Below are 13,395 nucleotides of genomic sequence, written 5' to 3'. Positions count from 1 at the left end.
AAAAATACCTTTTTTATGAAAAGAATAATCGTATTACCTGTACTGCTGATGTTTATGGCTCAATTTGCATGGTCAGGACAAGTCCTTGATAAGGCTCCTGAGGGATTTGATATATTCAATCCGGACATACCTGCAGGAAAAGTTGAACTTGTAAGCTACTTTTCAACTACTGTTGATACTGTAAGACAAGTTAGAATATATACTCCTCCGGGATATTCAAAAGAAGTCAGCTACCCGGTATTGTATCTGCTTCATGGAATCGGAGGTGATGAGAGCGAATGGTACAACAATGGAGTACCTCATATTATTTTCGACAATCTGATAGCTCAGGGCAAGATGGAGCCCATGATTGTTGTATTGCCAAATGGACGTGCAAAGAAGAATGACCGTGCAGAAGGTAATATCTATGGTCCTGAAATGACGCAGGCCTTTGCAAACTTTGAAAAAGACCTGATTAATGATTTGATTCCCTTTGTAGAAAAAGAATATTCAGTTATAAAAGATCGTGAGAGTCGTGCTATAGCCGGTCTTTCAATGGGAGGCGGACAGTCACTCAACTTTGGACTGGGTAATCTTGAGGTCTTCTCTTGGGTAGGCGGATTTTCTTCTGCTCCCAATACCAAGGTTCCTGAGCAACTAGTGCCAGATCCGGCTAAAGCTACTGATATGCTTAACCTGCTTTATATATCCTGTGGAGATGCTGATAATCTTATCAGTTTTAGCAGCCGCACACACGAGTATCTTGAGAAAAATAACGTACCTCATATTTATAGAGTAATTCCAGGTGGAAAGCACGATTTCGAGGTATGGAAGGATGACCTGTATCATTATGTACAGCTTATTTTCAAAAGTCGTGATTAATCCATTAGTGTTTTTATAAGTCTAAAAAATAATAGAAGTTAAAAAGGATGAGACTAAAGACTGTTTTGTTTATCTTGTTGGCATTACCTATATGGGTCAGTGGCCAGCAATATCCGTTTCAGGACCCTTCCCTAAGTTCTGAAGACAGGGCAAAAGATTTGATCTCCAGACTTACAGTTGAAGAGAAAGCTGCTTTGCTATGTGATCAGTCTGATGCAATACCCAGACTTGGAATCAAGAAGTTTAACTGGTGGAGTGAGGCCTTGCACGGATACGCCAATAATGACAGCGTTACTGTATTTCCACAACCTATTGGTATGGCAGCTTCCTTTAATGACGAGCTGGTCTATAGGATATTCGATGCAGTTTCAGATGAAGGTAGAGCCAAGTATCACCAGGCTATGCGCAGGGGAGAGCAAAACAGGAGATTTCTTAGCCTTTCGGTTTGGACTCCCAATGTCAATATTTTCAGGGATCCAAGATGGGGACGCGGGCAGGAAACCTATGGTGAGGACCCATATCTGATGACCCGAATGGGGCTTCAGGTTGTAAAGGGTTTACAAGGGCCAGAAGATGCTAAGTATCGTAAGCTTCTTGCCTGTGCCAAGCACTATTCAGTGCACTCCGGACCTGAATGGAGCAGACACGAACTTAATGTTACCGATGTTAGTCCAAGGGAGTTTTATGAGACCTATATGCCTGCATTTAAGGCATTGGTTCAGGAAGGTGATGTGCGTCAGGTAATGTGTGCATATCAGAGACTGGAGGATGAACCTTGCTGTAGTAATATCAGATTATTGCAACGCATACTACGTGACGAATGGGGTTTTAAATATCTGGTTGTTACGGACTGTGGTGCTATTACCGACTTCTACACAACACACAATGTTTCTTCAGACAGGATACATGCTGCTGCACGTGGACTTTTGGCCGGTGCTGACCTGGAATGTATCTGGGACAACTATTCATATAAGGATCTTCCAAAGGCATTGGAGATGGATCTGATTACAGAGGAGGATATGGACAGGAGCCTGATGAGGGTTCTTGTCGGACGCTTCGACTTAGGTGACTTTGATCCGGACTCTATCGTGCCATGGGCACAGATCCCTGAATCTGTGCTTAACAGTGAAAAGCATAAAAAGCTGGCCTATGAGATGGCTCAGCAGACGATGACTTTGTTGCACAACAGGAACAATATTCTGCCATTAAGCAAGAATATTAAGAAAGTTGCTGTTATTGGTCCCAATGCTGCTGACGAAAAGATGCTATGGGGTAATTACAACGGGACTCCTATTGAGACTATCTCCATCCTTGAAGGAATTCTTACAAAGGTTGACAAAAATCAGGTCTATTATGAAAAAGGGGTTGACCTTGTTGATGACAAAGTAACAATCAGCTATTTCGGACAGCTTTCATTTGAAGGTAAGCCCGGTTTTAAGGCTACATACTGGAATCATCCTGACTTTGAAGGGGAACCTGTAGCAGTTCAGCAGATTGTTAATCCTCTCAAGCAGACTGCTGCCGGTCAGCATGAATTTGCTCCCGGAGTTAAGCTCTTTGGCTTCTCTGCAGTTTATGAAACCGAGTTTATTCCTTCTGTTACTGAAGAAATAGTATTTAAGGGTGGTGCTACCGGTTTGTTTGAACTGATTGTCAATGGTGAGAAGATGGAGTCGTATGTCAACTGGCGCACTCTGACTTCAAGGATTCCACTGAAGGTTGAAAAGGGAAAGACTTACAGAATTGAGATTCGTTTTGCTCAGAGAGAAAACTGGGTAGCCAATATAGAATTTGATTTAGGCAGGGAGGAGAATGTTGACTATTCGGCGCTTGTAGAGAGACTTAAGGGTATCAATACAGTAATCTTTGTTGGGGGTTTGTCAGGTATGCTTGAAGGTGAAGAGATGCCGGTTTCCTATCCCGGATTTAAGGGTGGTGACCGCACCGATATCGAATTGCCAGCAGTTCAGCGCAACTGTCTGAAAGCCCTTAAAGCAGCCGGCAAGAAGATCATCTTTGTCAACTGTACAGGTTCTGCTATCACACTTGAACCAGAACTGGCAAGCTGTGAGGCGATACTACAGGCATGGTATCCGGGTGAGATGGGTGGTCTTGCTGTTGCCGATGTACTCTTTGGTGACTACAATCCAGGGGGTAAACTGCCCGTATCATTCTATCGCAGTTCTGACAATCTGGGAGATATCGAAGACTACTCAATGAAGGGACGTACCTACAGGTACACGAATGATGCACTTTTCCCCTTTGGTTACGGACTTAGCTACACCAAATTTGAGATAGGCAAAGCTCAGGTGGGCAAGACTGAGATTAGCAAGGATGAGACATTAAACTTTACAATTCCTGTTAAAAATGCCGGTAAGCGTAGCGGCACTGAGATAGTTCAGGTTTATATAAGAAAGATTGGTGATATTGATGGCCCGCTCAAGACTTTAAAGGCATTTCAAAGGGTAGAAATTGGTGCCGGAAAGACAGCTAATGTTGCCATTTCACTAGATCCTTCTGCTTTCGAGTTTTACAGTTGGGATGAAAGAGCAATGACAGTTGCTCCTGGAGAGTATGAGGTGCTGTATGGAAATAACTCTGTGGACAAGGACCTGAAGAGCTTTGTTGTGAGCGTTAAGTAAATAAGTACATATATCACGCTTTAATAACTAAATCCTTTCTATGAAAACAGCAGTATCAATTCTAGCAGTCGGGCTTGCCATGTTAGGTTCCTGCTTAATGACCCAGGCTCAGGTGGTTGAAGATTTCAAGCCATCTGAATTAAATCAGGCTGGGAAAGAGTATCCAATGGTTAATTCTGAAAGACGAGTAAGAGCTCAACTTCTTGCTCCTGAGGCAACTAGCGTAAAGCTGGATATTGGCGGTGTGAAGTATGACATGGTGAAGGATGAAAATGGGCTATGGACTGGTGAATCAGATCCTCAGGACGAAGGTTTCCACTACTATCAGTTGAATGTTGACGGAGCTTCAGTTCCGGATCCCGGTACTTTGTTTTTCTACGGAGCTTCCCGTTGGGGAAGCGCAGTTGAAGTTCCTGCTGCTGATGCAGAGATCTATGCACTTAAGAATGTTCCCCATGGAGTTGTAAGACAGCATCTATACTATTCAAAAGTTAGCGGAACTATCAGACGTTGTTTTGTTTACACTCCTCCATGCTATGAAAGCAATCCCGATGCACGTTATCCTGTTCTCTACCTGCAACATGGTGGTGGTGAAGATGAAACTGGCTGGGCATCACAAGGTAAGGCTAACCTGATATTGGATAACCTTATTGCGGATGGTAAGGCTGTTCCTTTCATTATCGTAATGGACAACGGTACATGGAGACCTACTGGTCCCATGGCTCCCAGAAGGGAAGGCGAACCATGGCCTCCTGCAGGATGGGCTGATGGTTTTAAGAACACTCTTCTACAGGATATTATACCAATGATAGACTCTGTATATCGCACTATACCGGATAATGCACACAGAGCTATGGCTGGTCTTTCAATGGGTGGTATGCAAACCCGCGCCATTACCCTTGGTAATTCTGATGTCTTTGGTTATGTTGGTATGTTTAGCGGAGGTAGTATTTCCCCTGCAGATATTGAACAAAACCCTGAATTCAAGCAAAATGTTAAGCTTCTGTTTATCGGTTACGGTAGCAGGGAACTTGAAAGTGGAAGATACAGCATGGGGGGTGATCCAAAGACTAATACTGAACAGGTAAATGCTTTGGGTATCAAGACCAGCTTCTATGTATCTCAGGATACGGCTCACGAATGGCAGACCTGGAGAAGATCTTTCTATCAGTTTGCTCAGCAACTGTTCAAATAATCATCAGTAATGAAGAATCTTATTAATACAACTATTGCAGCATTTCTTGCTGCAATAGTTGTCTCATGCAATACCCTTTCGCCTGAACAGGTTAAAGTCAGGGAAGGTATTCTTGAGGGAACTATTGAAGATGGTTTGAGAGTTTTCAAGGGTGTTCCTTTTGCAGCTCCTCCGGTTGGGGAACTGAGATGGAAGGCCCCGCAACCACCTGTGGCATGGGAAGGTGTAAGGGAAGCCAAGCAGTTTGGTCCTGCACCAATGCAGTCAGGTAGTCCTGCAGAAGGAAAAAGCGAAGACTGTCTTTACCTGAATATCTGGACTCCGGCAAGCTCGGAAAAAGAGAAGCTGCCCGTACTTGTATGGATTTATGGCGGAGGTTTCAGCTTTGGTTCTACAGGCGATCCTACCTATGATGGTGCCAGACTTGCAAAGAAGGGAGTAGTACTGGTAAGTGTTACATACAGAGTTGGACAATTGGGCTTCCTTGCTCATCCCCAACTAAGTGCTGAGAGTCCATCCGGTACCTCAGGCAACTACGGTCTGCTTGACCAGATTGCAGGACTTCAGTGGATCAAGGATAATATTGAGGCTTTTGGGGGAGATCCTGATAATGTAACAATCTTTGGTGAGTCTGCCGGAGGTATCTCTGTCAGCATGCTTTGTGCATCTCCTCTGGCCAAAGGCTTGTTTCAGAAAGCTATTTCACAGAGTGGTGGTTCTTTCGGTCCATCGAGACCTACAACCTATCCCGGAGAGAATATGAAGGTACTCCAGGTGGCAGAACAGGACGGAGTGGATTTTATGAACCAGTATGGGGTTTCAACAATCGATGAACTTAGAAAGCTGGATGCAGAAAAGCTAATTCCTGTGAGATGGGAACAACCAGGAGGATGGCCCATTGTAGATGGTTATGTAATTCCTGACGATCAGTTTAAACTATATGAAGCTGGTGAGTATAATGATGTATCTGTATTAATAGGATACAACTCTGACGAAGGTCTTAGTTTCCCCTCAGGACGCACTCCGGAAGAGTTTGTTGAGGGAGTAGCCAGGAGGTTTGGCCCCTATGCTGATTCCCTACTTGCGGTTTATCCCGTTGCTGAAGACAGAATTCCACGTTCTGCTCGCAATCTGATGAGAGATGCTGCATTTGGATGGCAAACATGGAGCTGGGCCCGACTGCAATGCAAGACAGGTAAAGCGCCAGTTTACTATTATTATTTCGACCACCATCCTGAATATCCTGCTGACTCTCCAATGGCTGATGCCGGTAGTCCGCACGGTATGGATGTGGCCTTTGTATTTATGAACCTGAATCAGGAATCTACGGAAAGGGATGTAGCACTTGCCGAAATAATGGCTGGCTATTGGACCAACTTTGCTAAGAATGGTGATCCCAATGGAGAGGGCCTTCCTGAATGGCCTGCATTTGATCCTGAAAATGGCAGGGTAATGTACCTGTGTCCTGAACCCTATGTAGGTCAGGTACCTGATGAGGATGCCCTGAAAGTAATGGATAGATACTTTGAATGGAGACGTTCTCCTGAAGGTGCTGCCTGGGCTCAATAGTTTTAATAGTATTGAATTTGACGGGGCTGCCTCTGCCGAGGCGGCCCCTTTTTGTATATAGTTGCAGAGTTATCATAGATGCCGCCATTTATTATTCTGATAGATACTGGTCTGTATTTTCTGTATAGAAAAAGGCTACTGTACTTTTCGTGATGCTTAGCTAAAGGAATTTCCGGGATTGTTTATCTGATTTCATAACATTTGTATCTAAAAGAACAACTGGCATGATTCAGCCTGAGTTAATTTTAACCTATTACAATTAAAGCCTAAATCAAAACAAATCAAAAGCCCAAATCTATGATCCGATTTTCACCTATTTTGTTTTTAGTAATTCTGTTGTTTTCGATTCAGCCCGAACTAAAGGCCTGGGAAGGCATGGCCACACCTCGACTTAAGGTGGAAGGCAGATATCTGAAAGACCCACACGGTAATATTATCAATCTTCACGGTTTTGTACAGACCTATAGCCCTTGGTTTAACGAACAGGGGTCGAAATGGAATAACTATGATGTAAATGCCTGTTTGACTTATAATAAGGGGATCATAGACAAGATTATGGCTGCCGGTTGGAAGGTGAATTTCATCCGACTACACATGGACCCGTATTGGAGCAATGCCCCGGGGTGCCAGCCTGATGGACATGAGTTGCCCAACTGCTTTGATGAGACACGTTTCAGAAAGTACCTTGATGAAGTATTTGTCCCGATGGCTGAGTATGCCATCTCCAAGGGGCTATATGTTGTTATGCGTCCTCCGGGTGTTTGTCCCGAGGTTATTGGTGTTGAGGATGAATACAACTATGCAGCCTATCTGCTGAAGGTCTGGGATATAGTGTCAGCACATCCAAAGATTAAGTACAGAGAGGAGATTATGTTTGAACTTGCAAATGAGCCTGTAAGAATTCGTCTTGCTGACGGTAGTGTAGGTTCAAACACCCAGGCTCACTTCGATGTTTTGAAGGAAATCTTCCAGCCTGTAGTGAACAAGATTCGTGAAAACGGATTTCAGAATGTATTATGGGTACCCGGATCTGGTTATCAGGCCCAGTACAAGGGATATGCAGTAAACCCTATAGAGGGTGAAAATATAGGTTATGCTATTCACGTATATCCCGGCTGGTTTGGTAGTGCCGATGGCTATGAAGTGTTTAAGCGTGAATGGGATGAACAGATCACACCTGTTGCCAATTTTGCACCAATCCTTGTGACAGAGATGGACTGGGCACCTGCGAAGTATAACTCCTCATGGGGAAAGGCAATAACCGGAACAGCCGGTGGTGATGGTTTTGGTGCAAACTTCAAGAAGATTGTTGACGACACCGGCAATGTAGGCTGGCTTTTGTTTACTGATGCCCATCTGTTGGCACAGTTTAAGGATGAAGCACCTGCTCCCGGGCAACCCTATACCTTTCTGACGGATCCGGAAGCCTGTCCATGGCCGGTTTATCACTGGTTTAAGGAGTATGCCGAAGAGTATGAGCCCAAACCTGAGTTTGAGTTTATAGCCATGGCCGATAATGGTAATGGTACCTTTTCGAACCCCGTAATCAGAGGTGATTTTCCTGCTCCCGCTGTGGTTAGGAAGGATGGAACTTTCTACCTGGTTTCAGGTAATCAGGATTTTCAACCTACTGTTACCGTTCTGGAATCCAGCGATCTGGTAAACTGGACATATAGTGATGTAAAGGCTGATGAACTGCCTTTGGATGAGGTCAGATGGATTGATGAGGATAACCCGGAATCCGGTTGCCTGATTGAGACTGTTGCCGGTGAGTGGTGGGCTATCATAAGCGAGGATTCCGGAGTGCTGGGTCAACTACCCATATTATTGCCTGTAGAGTATAGTGATGGGGAGTTTGAAGTATTGACAGCTGACCGTGTGGCTGATAAGATTGCAAAACCCAGGACCGCAAAGTCTTCACCCCGATATGAATTGCAAACTAATGACAATTTTCGCAATTGGTTGTTGGCTCCACAATGGAGCCTGATGAGTGGTTCGGAAGAATCCTTCTCCTTGCTTGACAGAGCGGGTTACCTCAGACTTTATCCGGATGTAATGCTCACCCAAAGGGTGATGTTGTATACTGATTCAGAAGGGAAGGCATATGCAGGAGCCAGATTTGAAACTGGAGGTATGAAAGTTGGTGATTTTACCGGACTTGCCCTGGTAGGAGATGAAGACAACTGTATCGGTATTGAAGCAGGCGAAAGCGGCAAAATACTGGTTGTGTACAAAGATGGAGCTAGATTAGAACTTGAACCTGTAGAATCTGATGAGATATATCTGAGAGTCGAGATGACATCATATGATCATGGAGTGTTTTATTCAAGCTTTGACAACAGGGACTACACTCATCAGGCAGACTTTGATGAGCTACTGAGTACAGGTAGCGGATTGCGTTATGGACTCTTTTACAGGTCCTCTGCTGAGGCTGGTGGTTTTGCTGATGTTGACTGGTTTACTACTGAACCGGATTTCTCGGAAGAAATGTACTATCCAGCTGGCTTTGAACAGTACTCTGAAGAGTCGCTGACTTTGACAGACCTATATATTGAGGAGGGAGATGAACTTATTGTTCAAACTAAGGGAACTAAGAAACTAAAGGTTATTGCTGTCTTTGCGGATGGAAGCAGTAAAGATGTTGGAAGTGAGGCTCAATATGAGGTTGATGATCCTGCTTTGTTCAGCATTTATAATGGAATTATCAGAAGTTTTTATGAAGGAGAATCCTCAATGACTATCAGTTTCACTGGTCCGCTTGGTGGAAATAGGGAGATTTCCACAAGATTGAAGGCAAGTACTTTCCCTTTGCTTGAGGATTATGTAAATCCAAATATTTGGGATGAGGGAAGCTTCGATGAAGAGACCCGTACCATGATCACCGGTCAGTGGGGTTTTGGTGGATGGCAATATGACGGATTGGACATCTCTGATTACAAGTATCTGGTTGTTCGTCTTGGTGGTCCAAATAATGCAAATGCTGATTTCAGGTTATATGATGAGCCAAATTACTGGTCGTCACCTGCTGTTTTTGCCTTTGACAGCAATCGTGAAGTAGTGGTGAGGTTGAGATATGCCAAAAAGGATGACGGAGGAGCTTATCTAAATCCGAAAACCATCTACATTGCCGGTTTCTGGTCTTTTGGCAACATCCCCTTTGTGATAGAGGATGTTTTCCTGACAAATTCACCTGAGTATGACATAACTGAGATTAGAATTGATGGTGCCACAGAAAGAGAGGTGCCTGAGCTTACGGGTTTTGTATATAATCTTCAGGATGCTACGTCCCTAGTTAAGGAAGTAAAAATTTCTGGTGTTGTGTTGAGTGAGAATATCCGGATTCAGGCCCCTGCAGGTTATGAGATAGCTCTGACAGAGGATGGGGAATATGTTCAGACTTTACAACTGATACCAACAAATGGACAAGTTGAAGAGACCAGTATCTTTATCAGAATAAAGGCGAGTCTTACAAAGGGGCAGGTAAACGGAATACTGGATATCACTTCTCAGGGTGCATATCCAAGACAGATAAGCCTCAAAGGATTAGTTGAAGGATCGACTTCGGTAAGGAATCCAGATGCTGCTGCACCTGTGGTGGTCAAAGAAGAGTATTACAACGTCTATGGCCAGCGGCTTACTGATCCTTCTGCTTATGATGGAGTTGTCTTGTTGAGACAGTATAGGTCTGATGGAAGTATCATAACTTCCAAATCAATGAAAAAGTGGTAAATTGTTTTTAGAAATAATTATTCCAATTTAAATACAGGTACTATTATGAAGCTTAAAGGATTGAAACTGATTGCGTTATTTATGTCGCTTTCCAGTGTTGGCATGTTTGCAACACAGATTGGAACAGTGAGCAGCCCTGACGGGGAACTGGTTGTAAAGGTGGTGTTGGACGAAGGGAAGCCGGCGTATTCTGTTGAGTACAAGGGTGCAGTAGTTCTTGAAAATTCACCTCTGGGTTTTACTACAAATGAAGGAGATTTCAGCAGCAATTTGAAGTTTGTCGATTCTGCAACTGACCGTGTTGCCAAGCAATACACTCAGGACAGGATTAAGAAGTCGGAAATCTCATATGAGGCAAACAGCCTCAAAACAACTTTTGCTGATGCAAAGGACAGGCAGATTTCTGTATTGTTTCAGGTCAGCAACAACAACATTGCCTTCAGGTATGAACTTGAAAAGTGGGGTGATACCAGAGCTTGTGTTGTTCAAAAGGAAGCTACTGGCTTCCGCTTTCCTCAGGGAACAACCAGCTATCTATCACCAATGATGTTTCCTATGGTTGCCTTTGCAAGGACATCCCCAAGTTATGAAAGTGGTTATGAAGCAGGAGGTCCTATTGAAAACAATAAGTCACGTGAAGGTTATGTATTCCCTGGCCTGTTCAGAGTAGGTGATAAGGCCTGGATGCTGTTGACTGAAACAGGAGTTACAAGCCAGTATTGTGCTGCACATCTCAGTAGTTATAATGACGGAGTCTTTACTGTAAACTATCCCGATCCAAGACAAAACAACGGATTCGGTAGCACTGGTGCCCAAATAGGTCTTCCTGGTGTTACTCCATGGAGAACCATCACTGTTGGAGAGACTCTAAAACCGATTGTTGAGACAACTATTCCATGGGATGTTGTGGATCCGGTATATGAGCCGTCCAGAAAATATGAATATGGTAAGGGTACATGGAGCTGGATCATCTGGCAGGATGAAAGTATGAACTATGCTGATCAGGTTAAGTATATAGATCTTGCTGCTGCATTGGGCTATGAATTTATCCTTGTAGATGCATGGTGGGATACCAATATGGGCTATGAAAAGACTGAAGAACTTATTGAATATGCCCGTTCTAAAGGTGTGGGTGTATTCTTGTGGTACAACACTAATGGTGCAGCCAACGATGCATTCCAGACTCCTCTAAATAAGATGAGCACTTCTCCCGCAAGAAAGAAGGAAATGAAGTGGCTGAGCCAGGTAGGTGTTAAGGGTATCAAGGCTGACTTCTTTGGAGGTGACAAACAGGAAACTATGCGTCTGTATGAAGACATCCTTACTGAGGCAAATGAGTATGGTCTGATGGTTGTTTTCCACGGAACTACGCTTCCAAGGGGATGGGAGAGAATGTACCCCAACCTTGTAGGTAGTGAGGCTGTGCTAGCTTCTGAAATGCTTGTGTTTAGCCAGGATGTCCGTGAGAACGAAGCATTCTTTGCAACCCTGCATCCTTTCATCAGAAACTCAGCTGCAATGATGGAATTTGGTGGTGTAGTACTCAACAAATATTTCAATAAGGGAAATAAGGGTGGTCAGAAGAGACTCACGACAGACTGCTTCCAACTAGCTACAGCAGTTCTTTACCAAAACCCGGTTCAGTTCTTTGCACTTACACCCAACAACCTTGAAGATGCGCCGGCTTTTGCCATTGACTTTATGCGCAAGGTGCCCACTGTTTGGGATGACATCAGGTATGTAGATGGAATTCCTGGCAAGTATGCAGTTATTGCAAGACGTTCAGGAGATACCTGGTACATTGCAGGAGTAAATGCAGAGAAGGAAGCTAAGAAGCTTACTATTGAGATTCCTGAGTTTGCCGGACAAACAGTTGTAATTTACAATGACAGGAAGGATGGTTCTTCCTACTCAGAAAGCGTGAAAGTTGCCAAAAATGGTCGCTATACAGTTACAATCCAGCCAAATGGTGGATTTGTCATGACAAAGTAGGAAACAGGCTAATTTATATTTAACGGCAGTAATATTGCGGACAAGCAATAATGCTGCCGTTTGTTTTTGTAGTCTGTATTATAACATATCCCTTAAGAAGACCTTTTATACGATTATTCAATTAAGCAGAGAGCTCCTGCTTGTCAGAAACTCATGTAGGCTGGTTGCTTCGTGGTAATGGAAGTACTTGAGGTGACTCATGGGAAAGAAAAAAGCGGCCTCCTAACATTTGAGAAAAGCCGCCTTAACAAATTCAAAACTGTTACAGTGAGTTTGTGTTACAAATGTGTTACAATCTAAAATAATGAAAGGGTTACGAAGACCGTAACCCTTTGATTTCTAAGTACCGAGAGGCGGGCTTGAACCGCCGACCTCATGATTATGAATCATGCGCTCTAACCGGCTGAGCTACCTCGGCATCCTTGGTTTTTGCGTGTGCAAATGTAATGGTTTCTTTAATTCCTTCCAACCCCAAGGTGCGAAAAAAATCAAAAAAATTGGACCCTCATGGGGAAATAGGTGGGAAAGAGATCATCTTAGTCACATACCCCATGAGAGCCCGGGAGGAGTAATTTATAGCAGCAGGCAGTCTGCCTTTATGTTAGAATTATGCAGGTTTTGTATAGCTTGCTTTTCCAAAGGCCAGGATTGGGAAAAATATAAAAGGAAGGATTATCAATCCTATTGTAAAACCCACGCCTTTGCCAAAGCTCTTTGCCAGTAAATTAATCACCCAGATTGATAGAATTATATTCACAATTGGAATAAAGCATATTAGAAGAAGCCACCACCATGGTTTTCCTACAATTTGAAGTAGTACTAACATGTTGTAAATTGGGATGATTGCTTTCCATCCGGCCTGACCTGCTTTTTCAAATATCATCCACATTACGATGATAGAGAAGATGACAAGCACCATACAAAGCAAGCCATACATCGATTCGTTTGCAAGTAAAAAGATGTTCATAATTTTAAAGGTTTTAAGTTAAAGACTTAACAAATTAATAAATTCCTCAACATTTGTCAATTTTTTTTGTTAAAAGATTCAAACTACATCGTAAAATATGGACAATTTTTCGCATAACAATGATGACAGGCGCTTTGAGCTTGTAGTCGAAGGGCATCTATGCTATATAGAATATACTGAGGATAAACCAAAAGTATTATCACTAAATCACACCTGGGTACCAGAAACCCTGCGCGGACAGGGAGCGGCAGGCCGGCTTGCACATGCTGTGATGGAATGGTGCCGGGATAATGGAGTACGTATAATACCTGTGTGTCCTTACTTAGTCACTTTCCTCAAAAGACATCCGGAATGGAGAGTTTTGGAAGCATAAGAAAGAATAGGTAAGTTATTTTATTTACGAAAGCTTTTTATGTGTCTGAATTATCAAAGTACGGTCT

At 43.4% G+C, this 13,395-nt stretch carries 8 protein-coding genes and 1 tRNA gene; 7 read left to right on the top strand and 2 right to left on the bottom strand.

Going from position 1 to position 13,395, the window contains the following annotated elements:
* Nucleotides 1–15: 15 nt before the first annotated feature.
* From M9189_RS09165 to M9189_RS09140, 6 genes are all read left to right on the top strand, one after another.
* Nucleotides 16–861, top strand: a complete 846-nt coding sequence (locus tag M9189_RS09165; RefSeq protein WP_250722579.1) for an alpha/beta hydrolase — start codon at nucleotides 16–18, stop codon at nucleotides 859–861.
* 47 nt (nucleotides 862–908) lie between these two features.
* Nucleotides 909–3,503, top strand: a complete 2,595-nt coding sequence (gene xyl3A, locus M9189_RS09160) for a xylan 1,4-beta-xylosidase (RefSeq protein ID WP_250722570.1) — start codon at nucleotides 909–911, stop codon at nucleotides 3,501–3,503.
* 40 nt (nucleotides 3,504–3,543) lie between these two features.
* The gene (locus M9189_RS09155) at nucleotides 3,544–4,698 is read left to right on the top strand and encodes an alpha/beta hydrolase (protein WP_250722568.1); all 1,155 of its coding nucleotides are present in this window, start codon (nucleotides 3,544–3,546) and stop codon (nucleotides 4,696–4,698) included.
* 9 nt (nucleotides 4,699–4,707) lie between these two features.
* Complete coding sequence (locus M9189_RS09150; RefSeq protein WP_250722563.1) at nucleotides 4,708–6,267, top strand: carboxylesterase/lipase family protein; 1,560 nt, start codon at nucleotides 4,708–4,710, stop codon at nucleotides 6,265–6,267.
* Nucleotides 6,268–6,564: 297 nt separating this feature from the next.
* The gene (locus M9189_RS09145) at nucleotides 6,565–9,996 is read left to right on the top strand and encodes a cellulase family glycosylhydrolase (RefSeq protein WP_250722561.1); all 3,432 of its coding nucleotides are present in this window, start codon (nucleotides 6,565–6,567) and stop codon (nucleotides 9,994–9,996) included.
* Nucleotides 9,997–10,041: 45 nt separating this feature from the next.
* The gene (locus M9189_RS09140) at nucleotides 10,042–11,988 is read left to right on the top strand and encodes a glycoside hydrolase family 97 protein (protein WP_250722559.1); all 1,947 of its coding nucleotides are present in this window, start codon (nucleotides 10,042–10,044) and stop codon (nucleotides 11,986–11,988) included.
* Between the two features lie 344 nt (nucleotides 11,989–12,332).
* On the opposite strand, the gene M9189_RS09135 is transcribed toward M9189_RS09140, so the two are convergent.
* Both M9189_RS09135 and M9189_RS09130 read right to left on the bottom strand, forming a co-directional pair.
* Nucleotides 12,333–12,406, bottom strand: a tRNA-Met gene (locus M9189_RS09135).
* A 189-nt stretch (nucleotides 12,407–12,595) separates the two neighbouring features.
* Nucleotides 12,596–12,955 carry a DUF5684 domain-containing protein gene (locus M9189_RS09130; protein WP_250722557.1) on the bottom strand — a complete coding sequence of 120 codons (360 nt, stop codon included), beginning with the start codon at nucleotides 12,953–12,955 and terminating at the stop codon, nucleotides 12,596–12,598.
* A gap of 97 nt (nucleotides 12,956–13,052) precedes the next feature.
* Here M9189_RS09130 and M9189_RS09125 point away from each other — a divergent pair, with 97 nt between their 5' ends.
* On the top strand, nucleotides 13,053–13,328 hold the full coding sequence (locus M9189_RS09125; protein ID WP_250722556.1) for a GNAT family N-acetyltransferase: 276 nt from the start codon (nucleotides 13,053–13,055) through the stop codon (nucleotides 13,326–13,328).
* The last annotated feature ends 67 nt before the right edge of the window (nucleotides 13,329–13,395 follow it).

The organism is Xiashengella succiniciproducens, assembly GCF_023674465.1.
Taxonomy (GTDB): Bacteria; Bacteroidota; Bacteroidia; order Bacteroidales; family Marinilabiliaceae; genus Geofilum; species Geofilum succiniciproducens.
Note: the sequence above shows the minus strand (reverse complement) of the source record. Positions and strands in the feature narration are given on the sequence as shown.

Bases quoted from the DNA above. Each gene is read 5' to 3' on its own strand.
- M9189_RS09130 (WP_250722557.1), bottom strand. From the start codon at position 12,955: ATGAACATCTTTTTACTTGCAAACGAATCGATGTATGGCTTGCTTTGT.
- M9189_RS09150 (WP_250722563.1), top strand. From the start codon at position 4,708: ATGAAGAATCTTATTAATACAACTATTGCAGCATTTCTTGCTGCAATA.
- xyl3A (WP_250722570.1), top strand. From the start codon at position 909: ATGAGACTAAAGACTGTTTTGTTTATCTTGTTGGCATTACCTATATGG.
- M9189_RS09140 (WP_250722559.1), top strand. From the start codon at position 10,042: ATGAAGCTTAAAGGATTGAAACTGATTGCGTTATTTATGTCGCTTTCC.
- M9189_RS09145 (WP_250722561.1), top strand. From the start codon at position 6,565: ATGATCCGATTTTCACCTATTTTGTTTTTAGTAATTCTGTTGTTTTCG.
- M9189_RS09125 (WP_250722556.1), top strand. From the start codon at position 13,053: ATGGACAATTTTTCGCATAACAATGATGACAGGCGCTTTGAGCTTGTA.
- M9189_RS09155 (WP_250722568.1), top strand. From the start codon at position 3,544: ATGAAAACAGCAGTATCAATTCTAGCAGTCGGGCTTGCCATGTTAGGT.
- M9189_RS09165 (WP_250722579.1), top strand. From the start codon at position 16: ATGAAAAGAATAATCGTATTACCTGTACTGCTGATGTTTATGGCTCAA.